This window comes from Prevotella sp. HMSC073D09, from assembly GCF_001814145.1.
Classification (GTDB): Bacteria; Bacteroidota; Bacteroidia; order Bacteroidales; family Bacteroidaceae; genus Prevotella; species Prevotella conceptionensis.
The window spans coordinates 14,681-40,754 of sequence record NZ_KV815092.1 but is presented as its reverse complement, the minus strand read 5'-3'; the positions used below and the strand labels follow the sequence as shown (position 1 = coordinate 40,754).

The window sequence follows — 26,074 nt, the reverse complement described above, 5'->3', positions numbered from 1 at the left end:
CTGCGTTTAGCATCAAAACGCACTGCATTTAGCAGCAAATCGCACTGAGTTTAGCACCAAAACACCCCAAAACTGGTGCAAATGGTGGCCTTCTGAAATAAATATTCATTTTGCTGCATGCACAAACTAACCCCTTTTTGCACAAAACAAACCTTCGCGAGAATCGATTTTTTGCGGCAAGGTGAGCGGTTGGTTGACGAAAAGGGTACTCATAATGTTAAAATTCTTACTGAAAAGCGGACAAAAGTAAACGTGCAGCCCTGCGTTTACTTGTTTGCCACAATGTGTTTTTTCGCTTGTAGGTTCTGCCTAAGGTGCTGTCATGCTTACAGCAGGGTGCATGTGCGCTTATAGCAAGGTATATATACGCTTGGTTCAAGGTGCTGATACACGCTGCTTTTCTGTTTGTAGTGGCACTGTCTGCAACGGAGAATGGACAACTCTCTTATAGGTGATGATGAATTTTGTTTGTGATTGGAACTATGGGAATACGGCAGTTTGATGATTAAGGCTTTGTAAGTAGATACAAAGCAGGCATTAACGCCCAAGTTCTGGGTGGGTTTGGGGTTGCTTATAACGCTGGCTTAATAGACGGACAAGGGCTTTTGGCGTGGGTTGTGCACGGGAAGGCAACATGCTTTTGTGCATGCACAACGATAAAAACGGCCGTTGTGCCTTTTAGAACCTGCCTAACTAACGTAGAACTTGGAAGTTAATGGGGCATAAACAAGCGAGGGCACGAACTGAAAATGCCTTTGGGGTAAAAGTAAAATTGCACTGTATGATCAAGGGCTAACGCCTTTCGGATAACGTGCTAAGCCAGTTTTTTACCTCAATCCAACCCCCAAAAGGTATTGTTAACCGGAACATTTTCGACGGCATACTCAATGTTGTCGGGCAGGTTGCAGAAGAAGTCGATACCCGTTTTTTCCTCCAACTCCCTGATTGTAACGGCATACTTGGCCAACTTCTTGTCGTTGCTGGCCTTGTGTTCAATCCAAAAGCCCATAGCGTTGTACACGCCGTTCTTCACTCGGAGCACGGCCATAAAGAAATATTTGGGTACAAGCAAGCCTTTGCCTGTGGTTTCTAGCACCTGTTCGGGTTTGTCGATGGTGCCGCCTTTGCAAATATAGAGGGTGTCGCAGAACGTATAGTTGTAGCGACTAGCAATGTCGCGCACCTTGGTTTCCATGTTCTGCCAAACGCCAGCATTGAAACCATGCACCTGCGGCTGCATGTTGGTGAGGAAAAAGGTTTGGTAATTGGCCTCAGCCGAGTTGAGTCTGTCGGCCGAAGGGCAGATGTGTCCGTGGTCATAGCCCGTTCCCCAATACGGATCGGAGGTAAACCAGAGGTTTTTAGGCAACAGAGGGTCGCGCGGATATTGGTTGGTGTCAGACTTATAGCGGTCTGTTTTCTTCACCATGTTGCTCTTAAAGAGCTGGTAGCAGGTCCATCTTTGCGCCTTTTTCGTTTCGTTCCATTCTATGGCAAAGTTCAAGCCGTCTTTGGGTGTTTCGTGTAACAACACCCTGTTAGCACCCGATTTAAGTCGTGGAAACTCTAAGCGGGCATATTCTCTCTGGGCTTTGGCATCGTTGGCGTTGTGGTTCTCGCCCGTAGGCGTATTGCCGCCACCATTTGGTTTGTTCACCTTGCTGAGGTCTTCGCCCTCGCACGCCACCAAGGCAAACGCAACGGCGAATATCATTATCTTCTTTATCATCTTGCCAAGAAAAAGGATTATAGGTTATGAAACGAATTGATGCGCTGGTGAAAGCTCATACAGCAAACGCCATACGCCAAATTGCAAAATGCGCCCTTAACGTATATGCAACTACGTTGAGGGCGCATTTCAGAAGTTTTAAATATATGCTTGTAAAAAAGATATATTATTTTTTGATCTTACCGTAGCGGTTCATGAAGCGGTCTACGCGGCCAGCCGTGTCAACAAGCTTGCTCTTACCCGTATAGAATGGGTGCGAGGTGCTTGAAATTTCAATCTTTACCACGGGGTAAGTTTCGCCTTCAAACTCTACTGTGTCGTTTGTTTTGCAAGTAGACTGTGAAAGGAACATATCGCCGTTGGACATATCTTTGAATACGACGGGGCGATAGTTTTCGGGGTGAATACCTTTTTTCATTTTACTATTTTATATAAATGTTATGTTATACGTACACTATACGGGCTGCAAATTTACGAATAAATTCGCAGCCCGCCAAAGCTTTGGATGTTTTTTTAGTGAAATAGTGGGGTGAAGGAATGAGGACCCCGCAGACAAGTTAACCAGTTAACGTGTCGAAAAACGTGGGAGGGCAGTTGACAAGTTGCCAAGTTAATGAGTTAACAAGAAACTGCGCCAACCGCTGGCTTAGCCGTTATCCAACGCTGCATTGTGTGTTGCCGCCTGAGAGTTGTCTGCAAGCCAAAGAGCCGTTACTTGGCGTACACAACAGTAACTTTAAGTATGCGCAATTGCACACCACCGCCCTTGGGCTCCGAGAACACGTTCTTGTAAGTTACCGAGTTACCATTAAAAGACACGGTTGCAGTGGAATTGCCTACAAAAATGTCTTTCTTGAACTTGTCGCAGTCAAGAATAACCTTGGCAATCTTCTTGTTCCCTGTTATTGTGAAAACGTTATTGGCATAAATACGCAAGTTCTTAAACTTGCCGACATAGGTTGGAGCAGCCTTTCCGTCCGATTGTTCAACCGTCAGCGTTAGTCCATCCCCCAAATTAATTGGGTCAACTTTGGCTATATCGTCATTTCCTAACTTGCTCATTGCATAGGTTATGGTTTCCGTTCCTACCTCTGCGTTGGCATTGGTCAACGTTACCACTTGTCCCTCAATAGAAAGTCCTTTGCCGGTTTGGGGCGTTTCAGGTTTTTCAGGAGTAGTTCCGCCAGTCTCTTTCTTGCCGTTAAGCATATAGAGATGTGTTTTCCCACCAGCAGCTCCAGGGGTATTCCCCTTAAAGTTTACGAATGAGCCGACAACAACAACCTCATCACCTACCTTAATTTGGTCTTTTGCTTTGAACTTTTCATTATTTAGGAATTTGCTACCAAAAATGTACAAGCTGTCCATTTTCTTCGTGTTGTCATCGGAAATATAATAAGTGGCACTACCATATTTCTCCAAGTTTACCTCTTTAATGTATCTGATCTTTCCTTTTACATATAGGTTTTTAAGCGTATCTTTTTCACCCAAGGTCTTAATCTTAGCTAAAGCAGCCGTTACGTTGTAAGGCTCGGTCTCCGTTCCAGCACCTTTAGGTTCGCCAGGAACTAGCGTTTCGGCCTCAACGGTCTTACCGTTAAGCGAGTGAACCCACGATTTGTTGGGTTCGCTCTCAGGCGTATTGCCCTTGAAGTTGACGAAAATTCCACGGATAACAACCTCGTCACCCGCTTTAATTTGGTCTTTCGCTGTGAACTTGGCGTTACCTAAATACTTGCTACGGTAGATCTGCAAGCTATCCATCTTTTTGGTAATGTCGTCGGAAATAAAGTAAGTGGCGTTGCCAAAATTACCTGTATCCACTTCCTTAACGCTCCTAATCTTTCCTTTCACAAAGATTTCGCCTGTATTCTCTCCGTCTTTCAGGGTCTTAATCTTCGCCAAGGCGGCAGTAACGTTATAAGGATCGGCTTCTGTTCCTGTGCCAGTAGGTGTGCCGGGTTCAAGCACTTCTTGGTTGCCACCCTTGTTTTCGTTCGGGTTGTTGTATGGTTCGGGCACGTCTTGGCAACCCCCTAGCATGGCGGTAGCAAGAGCCGCTATCAATATTGCATAGATTACTTTTTTCATAATGACTGCTTATTATATGTGTTAATGTTTCTTTTATCAAGTTTCTGCCTTGCTCTCCGCCGTTGTTTTATCCGCATAATTCTAGCTGTGTAGACAAACAAACGCGTATGGTGAGAGCCGAAAGCTCAGCGTGTTTCACTTCTTTACGTCGCTCTCGGTACGTATCAGTATTTGCCACGTGTTGCGAAAGCGAGTGAAGATGCCTGTTATGTCTACCGTTCCTTGCGGCAGTGGCTGGGCGGCAAAGTCGGCGTAGGTGCTGGTGCGCACCACAATTTGTTTGCTTGTAAAGCCCTCTAATTCGCGGTTTACGCTGTTGGCTGCATCTTTTTCGGCTGCCGATGCAAACACCTTTTTACCATCTGCATCCTTAAACTTAACGCCTTTGATGGTCATCAGTCGGCCACTGTGGGTGCGAAGATATTCTGTGTCCGATATTTTCGACACGTCGAACACTTCGGGTTGCACTTTCGACACATCAACAGAGCCCGCATAATTGAAATGCTCGTTCCACAAATAGCGGTTCATCCTGCTAACCGAAGTCTGTCCCTTGCCATTGGTAAAGGGTGTGCCGATGGCCGCTTGCTGTCCGTAACTTCCCACAAAGAGGTCTTTGAGGTTAACGATGATTTCTTGTCCAACGGGCAAATAACCGAAAAGACCGCCTTGTGCGATGTTGATAAGTATGCCGCCTGTTGCATCTTCTAGGCATACGCTGTTGTAAATGTTGCCTTGAATGTCGTTGCCTGTTATGCGACCTTTTATCTGTATGTTGTTTTCTACCTGCTTATAAGGGTCTGTTTGCGAGGCGATGACATTGGCGTAGTTGTTCTTCAACTCGCTAATGGTAATCACATTTGTTTCTTTTATGCTCGGATTGCCGTACGCCTCACTGTTGTTGGGGTCGTTCCAATCCTTGTCCATACAGCCAACAAGGGCCGCACAAGCTATGGCAATGAGCGAATATCTTATTTTCATGTCGCTGTTGATGTTTTGTTTACGCTGCCCAGTTCGTGACTTTCGGCCAACCGAACTGTGGCTATGCGCATTTGGGTTATGAACTTATCAATTGTTAGATGATGTGCCTAGGGGCATGAATGCCTACCGCATTAAAAGCGATAGCTAACGTTGAGCATCGCATTGGTGCCCCAAGCGTAGAACTTTTTGGGGTTACGCGAGAACTTATAGGCACGTGCATTGCCCGATGCAGTGTAGTCTGAACGGCTTTGTTCGTAGCCACCCGTCACGATACGGCTGTTGTTCAGCAGGTTGGTGAACATCAAGTTGATTGACAACTGTCCGTGTTTGAGGTAGAGACTCTTGCCAATAGACCCGTCGAGCATAAAGCCGCCATTCCCTTTCTCTTGCGGAGTGCGCATCACATTGCCTTCGGCGTCAACGTTTCCGCGCTTTTCGCCCACGCTCTTATAGCGATGATAGAGCGAGTAACCCAGGTAAATGCGGTCGTAGTAGTTGCCACACAAGTCTACAAACCAACCTCCTTTGTGGTAGCTAAGTATCAAGCTGCCTGCCGTAAGGGGCGTTCCAGACTCGCGCATGTCTTTGTTAAGCAGGATATCGGTTTCGTATGTGCCTTGTGTAGAGTTCACATAGTTTACGTAAGCATCGTTAATGGTCTTGGCTTCGCTCATCGTGCCGAGCAATTTCACGTCGAATGCGGAGTTGAATTTATATTTGAAGGCCGCCTCAACACCATAAAATACTTTCTTCTGGCCTGTTATCGACACGTAAGAGAACGAGTTGATGTCGTCGAAATAAAAGCATTGCCAATCAGAAACGTTGCTCAAATGGCTGAAATAGCCGTTTAGGTTGAGGTGAATACGGCCAGATTGGTGCTGAAATCCTAGTTCGGCACTGTAAACGCGCTCGTTTTTAAGGTCTCGCACAAAGTCGTTGTTCAGCTCGGGAGCAACAAACGACACGTAAGGCGTGGGTGCATTGTACTGATAACCTTGGCCCAACTGCAACGTATTGCCGCCGCCCATGCTCCAAATTAGGCTTGCTTTGCCGCCACCTTCAAGGAAATGCGCCGTTCCGCTTTTGCCATAGGAGCTTTCGGAGAATAGTCCGTTGCGCATTTTGCCGTCGCGCTGCATGCTAACGCCGCCAACTTTACCGGCCAACATCAGGTTAACACGTCCCAACAACACGTTGTAGCTGGTCCAAGCCATTGCTTTGTTCACCAGCAAATGGTAGTCGTAGCCGAACACATCGCCTTTACCAACAAGCGCGTTGGGGTTATTCAGGTCGTATTGCACCTGCGAAGAGTGGGGTGCATAGGTGCCGATGGCGTAGGTGTTAACGTTGTGATAGGTGGTTGCGCCCAACAAATCTTCCATCGTTTGGTAGTGGCGGGCGTTATTGGTGCTGGCGATATAGCCCAAGTTCCAATTTGAAGTCTTGGTAACTTGCATGTTCAGCGTAGATGCCAGCGAAAGATTCAGTGCGTCGTTGCGACGAGCTTGGATGAAGTACATGGCATCCACTCCTTGCGCAGCAACGCCTCGGTTGGCTGCATAAAGTCTATCCCAGTTTACTTGGCGGTTCTCTTTCCTTGCTGCTAGATAGTTGTACGCAGTGCTCCAATCGGCCAACGCTTGGTCGGTTCTTGCCACTTTGTTGGTTTCATCCCACACATCGTAATAGCTACTGGGCAACAACTTCCAGTAATCGGGCTGTGGATTGTCGCTGTTGTTATAGTTCAGCTTTGTGCTTTTGTACATGCTGTATCGCCCGAACAGCGAAGTTGATAGCTTTAAGCCATCGTCTATCTTCCAGTCCCACGTCATTACGGCCGACGGAGAGAAGTCGTTTACCACGCGCGAGTTTCTCACTTTTCCGTTTTGATAGCCCCAATAGGGGTTATATTGGTTGTTGTTTGCAATCCAATAGCTTTCGTCTGTGGCCGCTCCTTGCGTTCCGCGCTCGGTGGGATTGCCCCAAGTGCTAAACGCTAGCGAGTGTTGTGTGCGCGATCCAAACACTTTTTGCACGCCAAAGAAGTAGGATAGGGCGTTGTAGAAGGTGCCTTCTACATATCCGCGGTTGGCCCAACGATAGGTTAGGTTAGCCGAAAAGGCCCAACCGCGTTCGCTTAGTCCGCTGTTATAGGTGTACATGCCGCGCAAAGTGTAGTTTCGGTTAGCTCCTCCAAGGGTTAAACGGTGTCCGGCAGGCTGGTTTGCAGGCCGAAAATCGTAGTTGTTAGAGCCACCCATAGCGGGCATGGCAAACAAATTAGTTTCGAAAGGCAGCGCAAAGTCGGCGTTACGAGTCTGTTGGTTCAGTCCTCCCACGTTCGAGAAACGGAATTGCCCACTCACAACATCGTTAATTGGCACACCGTTTACATGAACTTCGTTGTACTTTTGGTTAAAAGCACGGTATCTGAACCTTACTGGCGAGAAAAGATAACCCACCTGTGAGGCATAGAGGTTGGATGCCGAATTGATGATAGTTACGTTTTGCGACATGTTATCGTTTTCTCCTAGCTGGGCTTCGGTAAAAGTAAATGCCGACTCGTCTACCGTCGTTGGCTGTTGCTGTTTGTCGTCTTTGGGTGTTTGCGCAAAGGCCGCAGGGGCGCAGCACAAGGCAACCAATGCTAATTTCAGCTTTGCTTGCATCATAGTCTTGTCTTTTTGGTAATGAGTATATTCGGTTGCAAAGTAACAAAAATAAATTGAAAAAAAGTTGTTTTTACCCAAAAGTTTATGTTCGTTTTATCCTTATTCTTGTTCGGCTTGCCTTAATCCTGTTGGTAAACATTCTTTACACAGCAGTCTTCTTGCGCTATAATACCGCCGAAAACCTTGTTTTGGCGATATAAAAAACAGCAATTCCAAACCTGCCGACTATACAAGGAGAGCCCATTTTGCATGGGTCGGCCTTGTATAGTCGGTAGGTTTGGAATTGAAAATAAAGCAACATGCAGGGTGATGTGCACGTTTTACACATGACGTAAAAGCCTGTTGGCAAACTAAGTGGCTAGCTAGCTGTTCACCAAGTGCCCTTTGTATAGAGGTCGTCTTCGTCTTTAACAGCAATAAAGTCGGCAAAGAAGTTAACGTAGGCATCGCATACGGCATCGGCGAAACGTTTTCCCTTCTCGGCCGTAGACAGTGTTGGTGACCCGATACCCGTGTCTTTCGACACTTTTCCCCAATTGCGCGGCATCCATACATGCCCCTCTTGCAAGGCATCGATGGCGAAAGTGTTGCTCTTACCCTCGCCAGCATCCACAAGATTTACCAGTTCGGGATGGTAATACATCAGCACCGAGGTTTCAATCTCGTCGGCATGGTCGCCCGGATTATCGAAGAAATCCTTGGCATTGCGCATCTTAAACCATTCGCTGGCAGCGATAAGGAAGTCGGGATAGCGTGTAAGCAAATCGCGAATCATACTCTTAAAGCCGTTGCCGCCATGTCCGTTAACGATAACGAGCTTGCGAAAGCCCTGATGATAGAGCGAGTCTACGATGTCGGTAAGTATGGCTTTCTGCGTTTCGTAACGCGCATGCACGCAAAAAGGCAACTCCCTTTGACCTGGATTTTGCGAACCCATGCCAACGGGCGGCATCACCATAGCGTGCAACCCGTGCTTGGTAAGCAGGCGTTGGGCGGCATCAACGGCGATGTCGTGCGACAAGATGCAGTCCGTTAGGTACGGCAAGTGGTAGTTATGCGGCTCGGTTGCTCCCCAAGGCAGCACCACCAGTTGGTAGTTAATCTGCCTCGTGGTGCCATAATTGCTCACCGAGAGGTCGACAAGCTTATTCATTTGTTGGCGTTAGAATTTCGTTTTGAGAATTTCGTTGCACAGCATGAACGAGTTGATGAGCATGCGCGGAATGTGGAACGGACCTTTAAACAGGTTGCCTTTGGCGGGTTGGGCCACCGTGCCATCGCGATGCAGGTAGCCATACCACTCGCCAAACTCTGGGTCGGGCAAGTGTTTGTATGTCCAATCGTTAATTCGTTTGTGGCGTTCCAAATACTTTTCATCGCCCGTAGCCAAGTAAGCGTACAGCATGGCGATAACGGTTTCGGTTTGCGGCCACCAGAATTTCATGTCTTGCGCATAGTCTTGCGAGGGCAATCCCTTACAGTCGCGGAAGTTGATGATACCTCCATAGGGCTCGTCCCAGCCCCAATCCCACGACCAATCCAGTATTTCGAGGCCCATTTTCTTTAAGTCTGCATCCCAATTGCGGTGGCGCGACTCTTCCAAAACAAACCAAGCCGTCTCTATACAGTGGCCGGGGTTAATGGTTCGGCCATTGATGGTGTCGATAAACTCGCCGTTAGGGCCTACCGTTTCAAGCAATGCCTTGTATTCGGGGTGCATGAAATAGTTCTTAATGGCATGCAACGAAGTGTCGATTTGTTCAGTCAGAGTGGGGTCGTCGATGGCCATACGCAGTCGCGATGCCGTGTTGATGAGTATCATCGTGAGCGAATGGCCCTGGCATTGCACGTTAGGCAGATACTTGGCAGGCAGTAAACCGGGCGTGTTGGCATAGCGTTGCACCAGTTTGAAAAGGTCTAGTGCGCGTTGGGCGTAGCTTTTATCGCCAGATGCAATGGCATATTCGGCCATGGCAATGATGGCGAAACACTCCGAAAAGAGGTAACGCCGCATGCGAAGTGGCGTTCCCTCGGCCGTCACCTCAAAGTACATGCGCCCGTCGGGTGCGGTGCAATGGTCGATAATGAAGTCGATGCAGCTCTTAGAGGCCGCAAGCCATTCTGGGTTTTGTTCGATATTGTTGTACGCAGCAGCGGCAATAAAGCCGAAACGACCTTGAAACCACACGCTTTTAGTGGTGTCCATGAGCGTTCCGTCGCGGTCTACGCAGGTATATACGCCGCCATTTTGGCGGTCCAATCCATATTTCATCCAGAACGGCATGATGTTGTTTACCAAATCGTCTTTATAACGTTGCGCCCATTGTTGCAGATATTGTTTTGTATCCATTTGCTTGTTAGTGCTTTTTCTCTTTATTTATTTGCACACGTTGCACCTTTCAAAGAATCCAATCTCTTCTAATTCTCTACGCATTTGTGCCTCTTCTTCGTCGGTCATGTTGCGGAAGGGCGTGCGATTGGGGCCAAGGTCGAACCCAAGGAACTTCATGATGCGCTTTCCGCCAACGATATTTCCGCGGAAATGACATATCACATTGATAACCGCTTGCGAGAAGTTTTGCTTTTCACGAGCCGTTTCCAAGTCGCCACGGTTCCATGCGTCGATGATGCCCACTAGCTCGCGACCGTTATAATTGGTTGTTCCGCCGATGCCGCCTTTTGCTCCTCCCTGTGCCAAAGAAGGCAAGATGGTTTCGTCTTGTCCGTGCAGCATATCGTACTTCCCGTCCTTATACAGTCGGCATTGGTTGTATTCGTACAAGCTTTCGTAGGTGTACTTAATGCCGGCAAAGTTTGGTATGCGTCCGTCTACGGCTTTCAGCAAGTCGACCATGGGCAAGAAAGCACCGTTGAAGGCTGGGATATGATAGTAATAGAAAGGAAGAGAAGGCGCAGCCTCGGCAATAGCCGCGCAATAGTCTACCAATTCCTCTACGCGACCAATCTTTGGAAATGGCGGTGCCATTGCTCCTACGCCCCAAGCGCCAATCTTTTCGGCGTGGCGTGCCAAGGCAACGCTTTCTTTAAGGCAGCAGCTGCCAACGTGTACGATGACTTTAAAGCCTGCGGGAGCAACGCTAACCCAACGTTCGGCCAATAGCATGCGCTCTTCGGTGGTGAGCATATAGCCCTCGCCCGACGAGCCATTGATGAACACGCCCTTCAATCCGTTGTGTTGCAACATCTGTGCATAGCGTTCGATGGGTTCGAGATTTACTTCGCCGTTGGCATGAAATGGCGTAAACGGCGCATCAATCAATCCTATAATCTTTTCCATTATATTGTGAGTTTTATTTAAGTTCGTGAATTATTGAGTTTGTAAGCTTGTGAGTTTGTAAGTTTATTAGTTTATGAATTTGGGCGTTGCTAGTTATAACTTCATAAGTTTCTACTCCGAGAAGGTATCCGAAAAGACGCGGAAAGTTAAGCATAAAAGAACTCGAAAACTTAAAAACTAAAGACCTTAAAAACGCATATACTTAGGGCATATTATCTGTTTGCGGTCGCAAGAACGTGAGTTGCAGGATAAGGGCCAAGGCCACGATGCCGCCAAGAAGGGCGAAACCTAAGCCAAGATTGCCGCCATCGCTCCACGAACCCAACACTTGTGTAACGGCTGCACCGGCAAAAACGCCCGTCATGTTCATGATGCCATAAGCTGTTGCGCGGTATTTGGCCGACACAAACTGGCAAAGGATGGGCATATTGTTGGCATCGAAAATACCAAAACCAATGCCGAAGAGCAGTCCTGCGCCAACTACACCCACCACGCTGTGGCCAAACCCCAGCAACAGCAAAGAGGGAATGGTGAGACTTAGGCCAATGGCACTGGTGTAAATGCGGCCACGGACGTTGCGTTGAGCCCACCTATCGGAGAGTATTCCACCGAAAATAACGCCGATGAACGACGAAACGGAGATGGTGATGGTAGACATTGGGCCGGCTGCCGTCATGTCTAGCGATAGGTTTTCGGAGAAAAGCGTGGGTAGCCAGTTCTTTGTAGCCCAACCAGGCAGGCTGGGAACGGCGAAATAGAAGAGGATAACCCAAAAAGCCCAGTTGCTTAGCACCACGCTCAGTCCGCGCCAAATGCTCTCGCGCTTTTCGCCTGGTGCCACCGTGTTGCGACTTTTTACGCTGCATTCGGGGTTTTCGTGGAGCAAGAACATCAGCAACAACGAATAGAGAACGCCAATCAAACCGAGTGCGAAAAAGGTTTGATGCCACGAGAAGTGATGGGCTAAGTTAGCGCCAAAGCCGCCCAAGCCTTGTCCCACGTATAAGCCCGTCATGTGTACACCGATGGCCAACGAACGCGATTTGCCTGTGTGCCAATCGGTGATGAGTGCTAGGGCCGAGGGTATGTAGAGGGCTTCGCTAACACCCATAAGGGCGCGAAGAACGTAGAGCGTTTCGAAATTGGTGGCGAAACCCATTGAAAGCGTAACGGCCGACCATACGAAAAGACTGCCCACCACAAGCCACTTGCGGCTAAGTTTGTCGGCTATAACGCCTGCAAAGGGGCTGAAACAGCCGTACACCCACATAAAGACGGCCATTAACGCGCCGAAAACCTCGGCTGTTTTCAATTCTTCGATGTCGGCCTTTATCGCTCCTTGCATCGTGGAGAGCATCTGGCGGTCCATATAATTAAGCAGGGCCACCACCCATAACAGCCCAACCACAATCCAAGGGTAGTTTTTATTCGCTTTCATCTTTTTGTTGTTTTGTTTAATTGTTGTGCGCCGTTGGGGTAAGTTAACCCTGTACGTGCACGCGTAAATCGTCTTTGTAGTGAGTATTCCTTATTTAAATATAGGCCGGTTTAGCTATGCCAAGGCTCGCGATTAGCCCTTCGCAGTTCACCTGTTGGCCAACTTTGTGCTGCCCAAGGCATCAATCCTAGGGCATTATAGCCCATTCGGCAAGAGCTGTTTGCTAGTCTACACGAAACCTAACTATCTCTGGTGTACGAATACCTGGTTTCAATTCGCCGCCAACAACGTACACCCAACCATCCCAATAGGCAAGGGCGCAGCCTGCACGGGCCACAGAAGGATGTTGAAGTAGCTGCGTCCAAGTCCCGTCGCGATAGCACAACACCCTGTTGTTAAAGCGATACCATTCGGGGTCGTGCAGCAAATAGCCTTCGGGCAATTTGTTGATGGCTGCCAGAAACACGTCTTTGTTAACGCCGCCAACCACCACAACGCCTTTCTGTGGCGTGGCAATGGCCGTTGCTCCACCCGTAAACACTTCTTCGCCAAGGGCATCTGTGGGTACGGGCAGTGCGGTCCATGTGCCGCAACCTGCGTTGTAGCTTGCGCCGTTCATGGCCAACTGCGCCGCCTTACTGTCTGTTTTGGGTGCAAAACCACCCCAAACGCCCAGCAAGTCGCCCGCTAAGGCAGCGGCAATAGGCTGAACACGGGCTATCCCTGGTATGGATGGCTCTTCTTTCCAGCCCTCTTTCGCCGTGTTTTTAAGGTCTAACGACCACACTTTTTGTGTGGCAACACCCTCGCAATTGCCCCCCACCACATATAATATGTGGCCAACCACCGCGCCAGCCATGTTGTCTAAGGCGTGGGGTAGGCTGGGTAAGGCCTCTTGTTGCATGCCCGTGGCAGTGGGGCGCAAGCGAATGGCGGTGGTAAGACCGCCTGTTTCGTTGTTGCCGCCTACGAAAATCAGCGAGTTCTCGTAAGTAACACTCACGCCGTAAGCCGCAGGTTGGGGCATCTGTCCAACGGTTTCCCATTCTAGGCGGTCGCCCTCGGCATTTAGTTTGGCGGCATAAATGGCCTTGTAAAACCGCTTTTTGCCACCCTCTGCCACAGGCTTGTCGGGGAAGTTGCAACCTCCTGCAATGTATAAGTAGCCGTTAATAACGCCACAATAGCAGGCCGATACGCCTTTATCGAAACCTTGCTCTTCTGTGGGAAAGCCCACCAAGCGTTGGATAGGATTAGAATTCTGCGCCATAGTATATGCTGTAAATAGGGCAATCAACACAAAAGAAATTATTAGTCGTTTTGTGTTTGCTTGCGCCTTATTAGAAAATATTTTATTATCTAAATGCAAAACCTACGTAATTTTTAGTTATATTGGCCACAAAGTTAATTTAAAAACAGGAAAACACAAAAATAATTATGCACTTTTCTCATAGTATTTAATTTAAATAACGATTGGGGTAGGGTATCAAGTAGATTGGTTACGTAGAAATCTTAATCGAAATTTGTCTTCTTTTCAGTACGAATTTTAACATTATGAGTGCCCTTTTTGGTCACCAATCGTCCGACCGACCGCAAAAAATCGATTCTTGCGAAGGTTTGTTCTGATGCAAAAAGGGGTTAGTTTGTGCATGCGGCAAAATGAATATTTATTTTAAAAGGCCACCATTTGCACCAGTTTTGGGGCGATTTGGTGCTAAATGCAGTGCGTTTTGATGCTAAATGCAGTGCGTTTTGGTGCTAAATGCAGTGCGATTTGGTGCTAAATGCAGTACGTTTTGGTGCTAAACGCAAGGCAAAATGGTGCTAAACGCAAGGCGAAAAGCATAAAAATACACCGCAATGGTATAAATACAACCCCTTAGAACCACTAAGAACATGGCTAAAAAGGGGAAAATAGTCGTTAAAAAGTGGGTTTTTAGGGGCTAAAAGCGAGTAATTGGGCGCAAAAAATAATGAGCTGACAACCAAACTAGAAAGGCTAAATGGTGCAAAATGCGGCTGATTTTCTCAAAAATGGACTAGAAACGAAGCCTGCAAGCTTGCAAAATGCGTCAAATAGCCCGATTAAACACCCTTATTTTCGCTAGAAGTGGGTGGTGAATAGGATGTGTTTTGTAAAGTATTTTTATGTTTTTTAAGTTTTGGGTTTGTGAGTTTATGAGGGTGTAAGTTTATGAGTTGTTGAGTGATTAAGTTTGCAAGTTTATTAGTTATATGGGTTGTTAAGTTCGTGTGTCTGTTGGTTACCGTCTTGTTTATTTATAGAAAAACCAGGCATTTGAGCCTTAGTGGTACTCAAATGACTGGCATTTTATCCCCCGACAGGCATTTAGGGAATTTCGAAAAACCACTCTACGAATGAGTTAAAGTCGTGCCATTGGGGTTGTAATTCTCCCTTTTGAAAGTCGATAAGCTTTTGTCCAAGTTCAATTTCTAAAACCTCTCCTGTTGAACGATTGTAGAAAAAGCCGCTTTCTCCCTCAAAACTGTCGAGTGGAATGTACTCGTTGGGCAATTCAAGTGCGTTGTGGGCAGATGTAATAGCAAGTTCGTAATTTGTATTTATTGCGAACCAACATATTTGGTAAAGTTCTTGATGTCTGCCATAAAAGGTGGGACTGTCTTCTACATGCAAGAAGAATGTTGCAAAATCCGTGGTTAGGTCTATGTTCAGTTTCCTTAGTGCGTCGGCATACTCTACCGTATAGTCATCATTCCACCAGCCTTTCTCTTTACAAAAGGTTTTGATTTTTTCTGATAGCATAAGTTTCTATGTTTTAAATTTGTTGAAGTACGTTGCCCAAATATTGCATTGCACTAAACGTATGGTTTGTAAAATGAGCGTATATCGGTTTAGTTGCTGGTGTTGCGCGTTTTGTTCCACTTGAAAAATATCATGAACCACGCACCAACACAAACCACAAAGATAACAAATTTGGTGGTATTATCTAGGCTATGTCTGAATAATGAATTGAGCATCATTATCTGTACGATGAGGTGGAAACAGGCGGAGGCTAATACAGACTTTGTTGTTTCGGCGATTTTGCCTATTCCCCAGCTGCCAAAAATAAGCAAAGATAAGAAGGTTAGGTTGTGTACAATAGACCTGTCGTGCACGAATGAAAGATGCCACACGTACCAGAGGCCCCCAATTATTAAGTACTTCGCCCAGGGTTTAAGGCCTTTCAGTTCCTCTTGCAGATACCCTCGCCAGCCATATTCTTCCTCAATGCAGTAGACTATGGTGCCAATGATGGCGACAAACGCGTAGATGTGGTTTTCAAGTTTGTAGTCGTTATTAACGCCTATCGCGGTAAGTAGTACGATTGGGATGGCGCACATCAATAGCGATTTCTGCTTGGAAGTGCCGAATAATGACATTTCTACCCTTCGTCCTTTCCTCAAAAAGGGCGTAACAATGAAGGTGGCTAAAAGTACACCACTAGGGTGAAGCAGTGCGAATACGAGGATGGAGAGCCATGCTGGCAGCTTTAGTATCGCTGGATGAATGTTGAAAACATCAAATCTAAATAGGTTTGATACTGCTGTTGCTATGATAAAGAATATCAGTAACCTTTTCCAGCTTACAGGATTGGTCGTGTTTTTGTCTGCCATCTTTACTAAGTGTATTGGTAATAACTATGTAAGTATCTACGCAAAGCGGTTTATTTTATTGTAGGTGGGCATAATAAATGTGGTTTTAATTTGTGTAAATAAAAACAATTCGTATATTTGCAGTGTAATAATCGTTGCCACTGGGAGATGCTTTTGAAAAGCCATGCAACATGTAAACACACTAACGGATGGAAAGACTATTGTACATAATAATCCTTGTTGCCGCGTATGTTTGGCTCAGACGGCTCAGACATAAAGGCGAACGTGGGGTGGAGCGTGGAGAAATCGCCACCGAATATCCTGCTGTGTGGCTTTCGTATACCAGGAACGAGCCTTGTTTTAAAATGGCTGGACGACTGACTGAGTGGCGAGAAACGGGGAAAGAGACAGAAGGTAGACCGTATGAGAACGATGCGGAGGGGCATAACGAACACGCTGTGACGATAAGGATTAATAGAAAGAACATGACAATGGAAAACAAATACGTAGGAATGAGTACCCTTGAAATGATTGAGGAGATATGCAAGGCGTTGGGTTGCCCCTTTGAAAGGGACGAGGAAAACTTCGCCGACTTTACTTTTCAAGGCGAAGATTTTAGGATTCAGACCATACACGGCACACGTTACTTTAACATTATGCGCGTTTCTTGGGCTGAGGCGAGCCTAGATGATATAGACCAAGTGGCCTGTTTGCAGCGAACTATTAATGAAGTGAACATGTATGCCGCATGTGTTGTGGTTTACACTATCGACACGGATGCGAACGTAATGCATCTGCATTTTCGGCGCCATGCGGTGATTACGCCTGAAATGCCTGCCGTTGAAGACTACTTTAAGTCGCTGCTGATGCCTTTCTTCTCGCTTGAACACGACTTTGTGAACGAGTTTCAGAACATGAAAAAGGAGATGGGGTTGGAGTAGGAGAGGCGTTTAAAGGTGAAAGGGTGAAAAGGTGAAAGGGCTTAGTAAAGGTGAAAAAGTGAAAGGTTGAAAGGGTGAAAAAATGGCTGCGCCTCTTAACTTGTTAGCTTGCAACCATGTCAACTTGTTAGCTTACAACCTTGTCAACTTGTTAGCTTACAATCTTGTCAACCTGTTAGCTCGCAACCTTGTCATCTTGTTAGCTCGTAACCTTGTCAACTTGTTAGCTCGTAACCTTGTCAAATCGTTTACTTTTTAACTCGTTCGCTCGTCAGCTTGCCCATTTGTCCACCTGTTAACTTGTTAACCCGTCAACTCATCTGCTTGTTTACTCGTCAACTTGTCTACTCGTTTACTTGTCAGCTCGTCATCTACTCCACATATAGATAAGGGTGTGCACCTGTTATGTAGGTGCACACCCTTATCTTATAAGCGGATTGCTTTGGGGTAAGTCTTGTGTGTTATCGCTTTAATAGGCGGTGAGTATGTACTTGACCGTCGGCCATTACTTGCACGAGGTATACGCCCGAAACAAGGTTGGCGAGCGAAATGCTTAATTCTGTACCATCTGTTGCAAGGGAACTCCCAAGCAAACAACCGTTGATGTCGAACAGTCTTACACGTTGTAGCCCAATGCCACGCACCGTTAACGAGTGGCCGTCGTTGTTGGTTAGGGTGTAGTTGGCAGTGGTTGTGCCAGCGATATGGGTTACATTCGACGCCACAGTAAAGATAGTTTCCTCCTTATCATATAGCTTTTCTACATCGAAACGTTCGGCATCGGGGTTGTCGATGCCCGCGCTTGTTTCCTTAATCACCACCAACTTCATCCTGTATTTGCCTTCGCTTAGGGTGCTGGGTACGTTGATGGTAAACGGCATCCATGTTGTACGGAAACCATCGAGCTCCATTGGCTTTGTGCGTTGCGCCTCAAAAGCCACGTTACCCTTGGCATCGAGCAATTGTAACTTTGCGAAATAGCCGAATCCCAGCCCGCCTTTGTTCCTTATGGGGACATGGATGGTTTCTTCGTTTCCTGGTTTTAGCCAAAGTTTAGACGGCTGTTCGGTTAGTTGGAAACCTGCATTGATCGAGTCTTCCTCCACAATACGCACCTTGCCGTTGCCTATTTCAATCACCATTCGTGGTGCTTGTCGCATGTGTATCCATTCTCCCCAGCGGCCATTTTCTTCTAACGGGATGCACATGGGCAGCAGTTGGTAATAGCCATTGTGTAGTTTTGAGAGGTCTATCTTTATCTTCACAGTTTGCGGGTTGGTGTAGTCGCGACCCATTTCTCCGTTAGAATATTGCCCGTAGACGCGTTTTGTATAGCCACCTGTGGCGTGATCGTCCGACGGACAGACAGTTATCTGCTTGCCATTCATGTCGAATATGCCCACGCCGATGTCGCCCTTGAAGGGCTTTCCGTAGTTATTGAATTCGTTCATCTCAACGGCCGGCATGTTGCCAACGGCAAATGTCTTGCCACTTCCTTGGGGAAGCCTTAAACTTCCCCCAATATTGAACTTCAGTTTGGGCGTGCTTGCCAGCAATGCATGGTCTATTGGCCTGGTGTTTGGCTTGTTGGGGTGAGCCAATATGGCAATTAAGCCGTAGCTGAACGTCATAGGCTTTCCGCCAAACTCGTTTCCTGATTGTGCAACCGATAGCGTTGAGAGCGAGAAATACGCATCGCCCTGACCGCCCCAGCCAAAGTTCATGTGGAAAAGTCCTTGCTCGTTGAAACCGTCTGTTACCCAAGCGTGCCCTCCTCTGCCTCCTCGTTGACTGCCCGAAAGGTAAACGGGGAAACCATTAATTAGTTCTTGGCGTACGATGTCGGTGAAAGCAGGCAGTCCTTCGTCGCTTCGGCTCACAAAGGCCGTAGTGTAATCAAAGTTTTCTCGCAGGGCTTTATCGGCCGATTCGTTTTGCGCACCGCTCAAATAGGGGGTGTATTGCATGTTTGTGGCTATTCCTACGTCGCTCATTAGCTTTGCAACGGCGTCTTTTTCCCTTTGGGTGCCTGGGTCGTAATATGTGTATTCGTCTTTCATGTTGGCCCAGTCGTAGTATGATTTGCTGAAATCGGCATGTTTCACCGTGTTGTAATGTTTCACCGTGTAGGTGTTTTCGCCCTTTCCTTGTATGGGCCATTTGTGGTAATACATTACTTGTGCAATGGCCGTTGCCACGCATCCGGTGTAGGGATAGCCCGTTTTCTTGTTGTAAGGTTCGAGTTGATTCCACTTACAAGTGAGCAATGGGGCAACCGCTTTGTAGGTAGGCATTGCCCTAGTGGCGGGTTGCGCCGTGGCAGGTGCTTGTTGTAGCTGTGCAAAGCGTTCGCGATAGGCTTGCAAAAGAAACTTTACGCCAGGGTTGGCATTCAGCGTATCGAGCGTTCCGTTATCCCCATAGGCAAGTATTTCGCCCATAGCATCGTCGCCCGAAACCACGACAAAACCCTTGCCTTGCTTGTCGTTGAACACATAGAAGGGCTCAATGGGTTGTTGTTTGCCAGTTCGGGTTTGTGCCGATGCGATGGATTGGCGATCGGGCATGACGTATTTTCGCGCGATGTCGAGGGCTTGTCGGGCCGTAACTTGTTTGGCTTGAACGGGCAACAAGGTTGCAAACGCAAGTGCGACTAACGCAAATGCCTGTCGGTAGTGGTTAAGTCCGCGAAACGAAATATGGGTAGGCTTGCGCCTATTTGTGGCGTAGTGTTGGTTCATTGTTTTGTAATTCTTTTTTGTTTGTTTCTGTTTTTACTCTATAATTCTCTTTTGGTATTGGTAAAGGTGTTGTTAAACGCGTTCCCTTGTGATTGGAAACGCGTGCAAAGTTACATAAAAAGAATGAGAAAACACCCGCTCTCTTGCGTTTTAACAATGCGTATTGACGGGGTGGTGACTAAACAAGTTGACCAGTTAAAGAGTGGATAAGTTGGCGAGTAGACCAGTTTACGACTCTACGAGTTCGTAAGTGAATGGGTTTATAAGTTAAGGGGCGCAGCCGCCTTTTCCCCTTAATAGGCTTTTTCACTTGTCTTTCGTTTCATTATTCAGCCTTTCTAAGAACAGCTCGAACAGGCGCGATATGGCGTATTTGTTCAGTTCTTGTTCGCTCACCCAAATGTAGTCGGACGGCAGATCGGGCCTAACACTTGTTTCAACAACGGCAAATTGCGCCATGATGATGCGATGAGTGAGTATGTGGCGGAATGTATATGGCCCTTTGATTATGGGTGAAAGGGTGGAATGTAGGTGGGAGTTGGGCGGTATGGATGTTGATTCGGTGCCCTGTTCGCCCTTAAAAAGGCGGTCGATACACGCTAATAGCTGCGGCGAAGGGAAGTTTTCCTGGTTATTAGTGCCCTCGCGCTTGTAGGTTTTGGGTGTTTGTACACCTGAAAGTACTACGTCTTCGTATAGCAAAGGTTCCCAAAGGCCCTGCCAAATGTCGCCCGCCGGCCGCTTTCGAATGGCAATTTCACCCCCACACCTAATATATATGTAGCCCATGCGGCGCTGTTTGGGGGCTTGCGACTTTGTTTTTACGGGTAGCGAACGCACCAAACCTTGCGCAAAAGCCACGCATTGACCACTTAACGGACAGCTGTTGCAGAAACTTGGCGTATCGTTTGGCGCGACTGTGTGCCCGTTTACCTTGCCTGTTTCGCCCTTCACGGGCAAGCATTGCAGTGCCCCAAAGTCCATGATGGCCTCGTTGTAGCGTGCCGGAGCGTGGTGGGGCAAAAGTGATTGGGCTAAGGTGGCGAACTGTTTTTTGCCTTCGGTGGAGTTAATGGGCGTGTCGATGCCGAAGAAACGCGCCAAAACACGATACACATTGCCATCTACTACCGCCACTGGAAGGTTGAAAGCGATGGACGAAATGGCTGCCGACGTGTACGGTCCAACGCCTTTTAGCTTGGAGATTTCCTCGTGGGTGTTGGGGAAATGTCCCAATTCTGCAATCTGTTTTGCCGCTTGGTGCAGGTTACGGGCACGCGAATAGTAGCCCAAACCTTGCCAAAGGCGCAACACTTCGTCTTCGGTGGCGGCGGCAAGAGCGTTTACCGTGGGGTAATTGCGCATAAATCGCTGCCAATAGGCCATGCCTTGGCTCACTCTCGTTTGCTGTAAAATCACCTCACTAAGCCAAATGGCATACGGATCTTTGGTCTCGCGCCACGGCAAACTTCGGCCGTGGCGTTGAAACCAATGGAGTAGGGCGGTGGAAAAGGGATGAGTTGTGGTCACGATGTGGGCTTTAAGCAAAAACGATAATGAGCAGGGCATGGCGCAAAGAAGGCTACTTCTCCTTCTCTTTGTCCTCCTTTTCGGTCTTTGGGAAGTTCTTTCGTATAAGTGCAAACATCTTGTCTTTATCTTTCTTATACAGCTTTACGTACTTTTCGAGTGCGGGTACAGGTCCCGTAAGGTCTTTGTTGTTGATGTAATGGTTCAGTGTTGCCACCATCGCAGCCTCGTATCCGTCCTCTGTTTCTTTGGTTTCCTTGTTCTCTAAGGCATAAAGAATGTAGCCTGCATAATAGCTAAACAAGTAAGGGTTCGATTCCTTTTTGGCTAGAAGTTGGGATTCGTTCTTCCCCATTGGTATCGTAACTTGGTCTGACGGCACCGCCCAAGCCATGATAAACCTAGCTGCATCTTCCATATCGCGGGCAGTAAACCGATGGGATAGGTAGTATTGGCAGCATCTTTCAACATCTTTGGTATGCTTGCGGCAGTCTTCGGCTGTTTCAAGTTTCGGCAGTTCAGGCAAGTCGCCATAGCCTTTCTTGGCCTCTTCTTTTAGCTTTTCCAACTCTTCGCTTAGGCTTTGGGCCTTGTCTCCCTGGTTATTCCCCTCGTAATAGGTAACCAGATACTCGGCTTCGTCGGTGTATTCTTGGGCATGTTGCCCAAAGAGATCTTTGTAAATGGCCAATGCGCGCAACTGAAAATTGATGGCATCGGCCTTATTGCCTGCGTAAAACGAGTTTTCGGCGGCGTGAATAAGTATCAAAGCCATGTCCCTATCGTTGGTATAAAGCCCTTCGTATATTTTCAATGCTTTCTTACTGTTGGCCAAAGCCTCCTTATGTTGTCCGTTAGACGATAGGTATAGCGAAAGGTTGTCTAAGTACCAAGCATACCGTTTGTCTTTGGTGTTGAAGTGTTTGCCGTATAGGTCTACCACCTTTTGAGCCGTTTCTACGGCCTTGCTCAGGCGTTTGGCCCTGAAATAGGCCTTGCCCAGGAACACCAAACCATCTATATAGATGGTGTCGGCCTCACCACGAAGGTGCTTTACCTTTGCGGTGTAGTCTGTGAAAGCCGCTATGGCCTTGTCGAATTTGCCGTCGGCAATGAGCATACGAGCAGTGCTGTCCATCTCGTGCAGTTGTTTTTCTTGCTCCGTTTTCTGTGCTTGTGCAGCGTTTGCGGCGAGCAAAAGCAGTGCCGCGAGTAGTGTTTTCTTCATAAGCGTTATGGTTGATATTAGTTTTAATGTTGATATTTGGTGGTGGCGAAGCCTTGTCTTCACCACCGTTTTTGCTTGATTTAAATTTCTTGGTTGTTGAGTTCTTCTGTTTTTTAGTTTTGTTGTATGCTGTTTCTAATTGCGCATTGACGAGCTTTTGCGTGTTGGATTTAAAGTTACTTGTAGGAGTTGGCCAGTGAATGGGCCGCCTTTCAAACTTACAGCCCCATAACTTCATCGGCTTATAACCTCACGAACTCACGAGCTAATGAACTCATAACCTCACAGCCTCATGAACTAATGAACTCACAACCTCATACCCTCGCAGCCTCATTTATTGTTCGGGGTATTGCTGGTAGATGGTTAGTCCGAAGGCATGGGTATAGGCATATATATGCTCCATGATGTCGGCCAATGTGTGTTCGTAGTCAATGTCGGGTGCATTCTTAATAAAAAAATAGAACTCTATGGGCAGTCCGCATTGCGTGGCCTCTACCTGTTTCACCATCAACGTTTGCTCTTCGTTTACCTCGGCGCGCTTGGTAAGATATTGTTCGATGAACAAACGGAAGAGCGAGATGTTTACTTGTTGGCCTTGCATCTGTTCTTCGGTGAGCAGCTTGTTTGAAAGCAGCGAGCTTTTAAGGGCGTCGTCTACCAGCTTAACGCTCCTGAAATCTACGTACAGCAGACGTTGTACACGGCGGCCTGCACCCTTTTGCATGCTTCGCCAGTTCTGGAACGAGCCACTTACCAATGCCAATGGCGGAACGGTAACGGTGGTGTTGTCGAAGTTTCGCACTTTAACGGTGGTCAGGCTAATGTCTTCTACAACGCCATCAGCAGGTGTTGAAGGCACCGTTATCCAGTCGCCCTTCCTCACCATGTCGTTACTGGTAAGCCTAATGCCCGCAACCAGTCCCTCAATGGTGTCTTTAAATACCAGCATCAGTATGGCCGAGGTTGCTCCAAGGCCTGCAATGAGCGACAGCGGGTTCTTGTTGAAGAGAATAGCAACCACCACAATCACGGCGATAAAGATAACAATAACTTTCAATACGCCGCAAAATGTGCGGATATATTGGCGAACGGCCGGACTGGAAGATAGTTTAAGCTGGTTGAGCGAATTGATGAAGGCGATGAAAAGCCTTACCGACATCACCACAATATATATGGCCGTGAGTTTCTCTAAGGCGGTGTGCACCCAGGCATATTGGAAGAACACTAAGGGTAAGAGCCACGAAACCACGATGGCAGGCACAATTCGGCTTGCCGTCTTCAGCACATTGTCGTTAAAAAGGATGTCGTCCCAATTGCTTTTCGTCTTGCTGGTGATGCGGTGCACCACGGGAATAAGTATCTTACGGCAAAGCGCGCCCGCCGCCCAAGCCAGCAATATGGTGACCAGCACCAACAAAACGTGGCGCACAATGGGCACGGTGTTACCCGATACGCCTGTTAGGCGGATAATTTGTTCTACGTAATCTTTTATTGTTTCCATTGATATGTTGGTTTTTAAAACATGGTTATCAGTGTTGTTTGGGGCTAGGGTTGGCATAGGGCCGTGCAAACCTTGTCTTGAAATGCACGTGCGTTGCGGCCGCGCATAACGCCTTGGTTGATGATGGCAAAGCAAAGGCGATGTCCGTTGGCGGCTGTGCAATAGCCTGCCAGCGAGAACACGCCCGTAACGCTACCCGTCTTGGCGCGCACGTTGCCACGAGTAAACACCCCTTTCATGCGCGATTTCAGTGTGCCGTCTATGCCTGCGATGGGCAACGAGGGCGAAAGGTGCAGGTAAATGTTGGCATTGCGGAAGGCATAGCGCAACATGGCTACTTCCAGTTCGGCCGAAACATAGTTGTATAGCGACAGGCCCGACCCGTCGGCCACCTTGTAATCGGCAACATTAAGGCCTAGCTTGGCAATGAGCCTTTTCACCACTTGTGCCGCATTTTTGGCCGTGGCTGGTTTGTTTCCCGTTGCGGCGGCAATCTGGTAAAACATGGCCTCGGCATAAAGGTTGTCGCTCTCTTTCATCATACGCATCAGCACTTGGTCCATTGTGTGAAAGCGTGTGCAGATGCAAGTGGCGTCTTGCGGACGTTGACCTGTGGCGGTGAAGGCGTCTAGCACGATGCCTGCCTTGCGTAGTTCTTGCATAAAGCGGTCCATAAACACGTCTTTACGTGCATAGACCAATGCCGAGAGCACCGGATTGTCGTCGTCCCAGCACCAACCCTTGCCCAAAAGGTCGGTTGTTTTCATCGACTTGTCGGCGTAGAGCGTGCCGCGAATGGTGTCTACCCCCATCTTTTGCAGGCTTTCTACAAAGGCGTGCATGTCGTCGGTGTTGAAACGCGGGTCCATCCCCCCAACGCAATACACGTTACCCGTTAGTGTTCGGTTCTCGATAGCGCCTGTATAGCACAACTCTGTTTTGAACTGGTGCGAACCGCCCAGCTTGTCAAGGGCGGTAATGGCCGTTATAACCTTCATCGTTGAAGCGGGGCGCATGGTCTGACGTTCGTTAAAACAGTATATGGCCGAGTCGGCATCGAGGTCGTAAACCATCAATCCCAATTGCGAAGTGCGCAGCAGGTCGGCTTGTACCAGTCTGTCTATGCGTGCTCTCACCGATTGGGGCCACGGCAACAGGCTGTCAGTGGCCAACGTGTCGGCCAAAAGCGAGTCGGCAGACAGCGTGTCTACCGCTGCCACGGTTTCGTCATCGTCGTCAGTAACGTCTTTTTCCACTTGCCCCATCATAGGCAAGGCCATCAGCCAAGCCAACAGAACTACGAGGGCGTATTTGCTCTTTAATTTCATCATTTGGGTGTTGCTTGCCGTTTCCTTATCTCGTCGATAAAGGCGTCGGCGTTGTCTGGTTGCACGCTCACTAGCCGTTTGTGTCCGCATTGCAGCAGCACATATTGCGAAAGTCCGAATCCCGTAGACATCTTGCGGCACGAAACGATGTCGTTAACGCGTATCTGTCTTGTTTTTGAGAAACGTCCGTTGTCGATATACAGCATCTCTTCGTCGCCGTCGTTGCGGCGAAACTCGTATGTGGTGTGCACAACTCGTTCTATCATTAGCACCACCACGGCGGCCAACAAACATCCAACCAGGGCGCTTTTCGTCCAAAACATGTATAGCGCAAGCAGCGCGAAGGCAAGTATGCCGCAGGCCGATGCGGGGGAAACGCATTGGTGGAATGTTCTGTCCATTGTGGGGTAGGTGCTTTTGTTGTGGTGTCGGCGTTTGTCTTAGATGCCTGTTTACCGCTCCGCCCCTATTGCATAAGGACGTTGTTTGGGCAACAACGCGGTATCGGCATCCTTTTGCCAACAATCATTTCACGGTCTACAAAATTACAAAAATAATTGTTCTTATCGCCCCTTTACAGCCTTGTTTATTCTTTTTTAGTATAAAGAGGGTGAGGTGTAGAGTCAACCAGCAAGTGCAAAATCATTAAAGACAGGTTCTAAAAGTTACCTCCACTGTATTTTTTTAGACTTTATCTGTGCAGATTTCCCTGTAAATCTTGTTGGGGCATGGTGTGCAATGCAGCTCAAAGAGCAAGGGGAAGCTGCACAGATAGAGGCAAAATCCAGTGAAGAGCGAACTTTAAACGGGTGAAAAGGCATAAGTGCAGAATTTTATAGCCAAACAGAATTGCTTTTGGAAAATTGTTGGTAGAAGCTCGCAAGATGTGCATCGCATGGCATCAACAAGCCCTTACGTAGGGAAAAAGCAACACTTTGGTTTGCTTACGGTGTATCTATGGCTTTCCAAATCCAATTCTGTTTG

19 protein-coding genes are annotated in these 26,074 nt (G+C 47.7%); 1 reads left to right on the top strand and 18 read right to left on the bottom strand.

What is annotated here, in order from left to right:
* Positions 1-832: 832 nt before the first annotated feature.
* The 12 genes from HMPREF2955_RS07855 to HMPREF2955_RS07800 all read right to left on the bottom strand — a co-directional run bounded on the left by HMPREF2955_RS07855 (position 833) and on the right by HMPREF2955_RS07800 (position 15,842).
* Positions 833-1,729 carry a DNA/RNA non-specific endonuclease gene (locus tag HMPREF2955_RS07855; RefSeq protein ID WP_009229214.1) on the bottom strand — a complete coding sequence of 299 codons (897 nt, stop codon included), beginning with the start codon at positions 1,727-1,729 and terminating at the stop codon, positions 833-835.
* A gap of 166 nt (positions 1,730-1,895) precedes the next feature.
* On the bottom strand, positions 1,896-2,147 hold the full coding sequence (locus HMPREF2955_RS07850) for a type B 50S ribosomal protein L31 (protein WP_009229215.1): 252 nt from the start codon (positions 2,145-2,147) through the stop codon (positions 1,896-1,898).
* Positions 2,148-2,440: 293 nt separating this feature from the next.
* Positions 2,441-3,820, bottom strand: a complete 1,380-nt coding sequence (locus HMPREF2955_RS07845) for a hypothetical protein (RefSeq protein ID WP_070722438.1) — start codon at positions 3,818-3,820, stop codon at positions 2,441-2,443.
* A gap of 135 nt (positions 3,821-3,955) precedes the next feature.
* Positions 3,956-4,798 (bottom strand): DUF5689 domain-containing protein, encoded by an 843-nt coding sequence (locus tag HMPREF2955_RS07840; protein ID WP_070722435.1) that lies wholly within the window; start codon positions 4,796-4,798, stop codon positions 3,956-3,958.
* Between the two features lie 131 nt (positions 4,799-4,929).
* Positions 4,930-7,467: a TonB-dependent receptor gene (locus HMPREF2955_RS07835; protein ID WP_070722465.1), complete on the bottom strand. Its 2,538-nt coding sequence runs from the start codon at positions 7,465-7,467 to the stop codon at positions 4,930-4,932.
* Positions 7,468-7,840: 373 nt separating this feature from the next.
* A complete protein-coding gene (locus tag HMPREF2955_RS07830; RefSeq protein ID WP_070722433.1) occupies positions 7,841-8,623 on the bottom strand; it encodes a creatininase family protein in 783 nt (260 codons plus the stop codon).
* Positions 8,624-8,632: 9 nt separating this feature from the next.
* The gene (locus tag HMPREF2955_RS07825) at positions 8,633-9,820 is read right to left on the bottom strand and encodes an AGE family epimerase/isomerase (RefSeq protein ID WP_070722431.1); all 1,188 of its coding nucleotides are present in this window, start codon (positions 9,818-9,820) and stop codon (positions 8,633-8,635) included.
* A 27-nt stretch (positions 9,821-9,847) separates the two neighbouring features.
* A complete protein-coding gene (locus tag HMPREF2955_RS07820; protein ID WP_070722428.1) occupies positions 9,848-10,768 on the bottom strand; it encodes a dihydrodipicolinate synthase family protein in 921 nt (306 codons plus the stop codon).
* A 202-nt stretch (positions 10,769-10,970) separates the two neighbouring features.
* Positions 10,971-12,206 (bottom strand): MFS transporter, encoded by a 1,236-nt coding sequence (locus HMPREF2955_RS07815; RefSeq protein WP_070722426.1) that lies wholly within the window; start codon positions 12,204-12,206, stop codon positions 10,971-10,973.
* Positions 12,207-12,429: 223 nt separating this feature from the next.
* The gene (locus tag HMPREF2955_RS07810; protein ID WP_070722424.1) at positions 12,430-13,476 is read right to left on the bottom strand and encodes a cyclically-permuted mutarotase family protein; all 1,047 of its coding nucleotides are present in this window, start codon (positions 13,474-13,476) and stop codon (positions 12,430-12,432) included.
* A gap of 1,080 nt (positions 13,477-14,556) precedes the next feature.
* Positions 14,557-14,991, bottom strand: coding sequence for a hypothetical protein (locus tag HMPREF2955_RS07805; RefSeq protein WP_070722422.1), 435 nt, complete (start codon positions 14,989-14,991; stop codon positions 14,557-14,559).
* 89 nt (positions 14,992-15,080) lie between these two features.
* Positions 15,081-15,842: a CPBP family intramembrane glutamic endopeptidase gene (locus tag HMPREF2955_RS07800; RefSeq protein ID WP_070722419.1), complete on the bottom strand. Its 762-nt coding sequence runs from the start codon at positions 15,840-15,842 to the stop codon at positions 15,081-15,083.
* 188 nt (positions 15,843-16,030) lie between these two features.
* Between HMPREF2955_RS07800 and HMPREF2955_RS07795 the strand changes: the two genes are divergently transcribed.
* Positions 16,031-16,762: a hypothetical protein gene (locus HMPREF2955_RS07795; protein ID WP_070722418.1), complete on the top strand. Its 732-nt coding sequence runs from the start codon at positions 16,031-16,033 to the stop codon at positions 16,760-16,762.
* 461 nt (positions 16,763-17,223) lie between these two features.
* On the opposite strand, the gene HMPREF2955_RS07790 is transcribed toward HMPREF2955_RS07795, so the two are convergent.
* From HMPREF2955_RS07790 to HMPREF2955_RS07765, 6 genes are all read right to left on the bottom strand, one after another.
* Positions 17,224-19,503 (bottom strand): thiol protease/hemagglutinin PrtT, encoded by a 2,280-nt coding sequence (locus HMPREF2955_RS07790; protein WP_070722415.1) that lies wholly within the window; start codon positions 19,501-19,503, stop codon positions 17,224-17,226.
* A gap of 306 nt (positions 19,504-19,809) precedes the next feature.
* On the bottom strand, positions 19,810-21,072 hold the full coding sequence (locus tag HMPREF2955_RS07785; protein ID WP_246830098.1) for an A/G-specific adenine glycosylase: 1,263 nt from the start codon (positions 21,070-21,072) through the stop codon (positions 19,810-19,812).
* Between the two features lie 13 nt (positions 21,073-21,085).
* On the bottom strand, positions 21,086-22,261 hold the full coding sequence (locus tag HMPREF2955_RS07780; RefSeq protein WP_070722413.1) for a tetratricopeptide repeat protein: 1,176 nt from the start codon (positions 22,259-22,261) through the stop codon (positions 21,086-21,088).
* Positions 22,262-22,595: 334 nt separating this feature from the next.
* Complete coding sequence (locus HMPREF2955_RS07775; protein ID WP_070722461.1) at positions 22,596-23,762, bottom strand: mechanosensitive ion channel family protein; 1,167 nt, start codon at positions 23,760-23,762, stop codon at positions 22,596-22,598.
* Positions 23,763-23,806: 44 nt separating this feature from the next.
* Positions 23,807-25,093 carry a D-alanyl-D-alanine carboxypeptidase/D-alanyl-D-alanine endopeptidase gene (gene dacB, locus HMPREF2955_RS07770; RefSeq protein ID WP_083317663.1) on the bottom strand — a complete coding sequence of 429 codons (1,287 nt, stop codon included), beginning with the start codon at positions 25,091-25,093 and terminating at the stop codon, positions 23,807-23,809.
* Positions 25,090-25,491 carry a PH domain-containing protein gene (locus tag HMPREF2955_RS07765; protein WP_070722411.1) on the bottom strand — a complete coding sequence of 134 codons (402 nt, stop codon included), beginning with the start codon at positions 25,489-25,491 and terminating at the stop codon, positions 25,090-25,092. The genes dacB and HMPREF2955_RS07765 overlap by 4 nt, the downstream gene beginning before the upstream one ends.
* Positions 25,492-26,074 lie beyond the last annotated feature (583 nt).

Excerpts from the sequence above, each read along its gene's own strand:
- HMPREF2955_RS07855 (WP_009229214.1), bottom strand. The coding sequence starts at position 1,729 with ATGATAAAGAAGATAATGATATTCGCCGTTGCGTTTGCCTTGGTGGCG.
- HMPREF2955_RS07850 (WP_009229215.1), bottom strand. The coding sequence starts at position 2,147 with ATGAAAAAAGGTATTCACCCCGAAAACTATCGCCCCGTCGTATTCAAA.
- HMPREF2955_RS07845 (WP_070722438.1), bottom strand. The coding sequence starts at position 3,820 with ATGAAAAAAGTAATCTATGCAATATTGATAGCGGCTCTTGCTACCGCC.
- HMPREF2955_RS07840 (WP_070722435.1), bottom strand. The coding sequence starts at position 4,798 with ATGAAAATAAGATATTCGCTCATTGCCATAGCTTGTGCGGCCCTTGTT.
- HMPREF2955_RS07835 (WP_070722465.1), bottom strand. The coding sequence starts at position 7,467 with ATGCAAGCAAAGCTGAAATTAGCATTGGTTGCCTTGTGCTGCGCCCCT.
- HMPREF2955_RS07830 (WP_070722433.1), bottom strand. The coding sequence starts at position 8,623 with ATGAATAAGCTTGTCGACCTCTCGGTGAGCAATTATGGCACCACGAGG.
- HMPREF2955_RS07825 (WP_070722431.1), bottom strand. The coding sequence starts at position 9,820 with ATGGATACAAAACAATATCTGCAACAATGGGCGCAACGTTATAAAGAC.
- HMPREF2955_RS07820 (WP_070722428.1), bottom strand. The coding sequence starts at position 10,768 with ATGGAAAAGATTATAGGATTGATTGATGCGCCGTTTACGCCATTTCAT.
- HMPREF2955_RS07815 (WP_070722426.1), bottom strand. The coding sequence starts at position 12,206 with ATGAAAGCGAATAAAAACTACCCTTGGATTGTGGTTGGGCTGTTATGG.
- HMPREF2955_RS07810 (WP_070722424.1), bottom strand. The coding sequence starts at position 13,476 with ATGGCGCAGAATTCTAATCCTATCCAACGCTTGGTGGGCTTTCCCACA.
- HMPREF2955_RS07805 (WP_070722422.1), bottom strand. The coding sequence starts at position 14,991 with ATGCTATCAGAAAAAATCAAAACCTTTTGTAAAGAGAAAGGCTGGTGG.
- HMPREF2955_RS07800 (WP_070722419.1), bottom strand. The coding sequence starts at position 15,842 with ATGGCAGACAAAAACACGACCAATCCTGTAAGCTGGAAAAGGTTACTG.
- HMPREF2955_RS07795 (WP_070722418.1), top strand. The coding sequence starts at position 16,031 with ATGGAAAGACTATTGTACATAATAATCCTTGTTGCCGCGTATGTTTGG.
- HMPREF2955_RS07790 (WP_070722415.1), bottom strand. The coding sequence starts at position 19,503 with ATGAACCAACACTACGCCACAAATAGGCGCAAGCCTACCCATATTTCG.
- HMPREF2955_RS07785 (WP_246830098.1), bottom strand. The coding sequence starts at position 21,072 with ATGCCCTGCTCATTATCGTTTTTGCTTAAAGCCCACATCGTGACCACA.
- HMPREF2955_RS07780 (WP_070722413.1), bottom strand. The coding sequence starts at position 22,261 with ATGAAGAAAACACTACTCGCGGCACTGCTTTTGCTCGCCGCAAACGCT.
- HMPREF2955_RS07775 (WP_070722461.1), bottom strand. The coding sequence starts at position 23,762 with ATGGAAACAATAAAAGATTACGTAGAACAAATTATCCGCCTAACAGGC.
- dacB (WP_083317663.1), bottom strand. The coding sequence starts at position 25,093 with ATGATGAAATTAAAGAGCAAATACGCCCTCGTAGTTCTGTTGGCTTGG.
- HMPREF2955_RS07765 (WP_070722411.1), bottom strand. The coding sequence starts at position 25,491 with ATGGACAGAACATTCCACCAATGCGTTTCCCCCGCATCGGCCTGCGGC.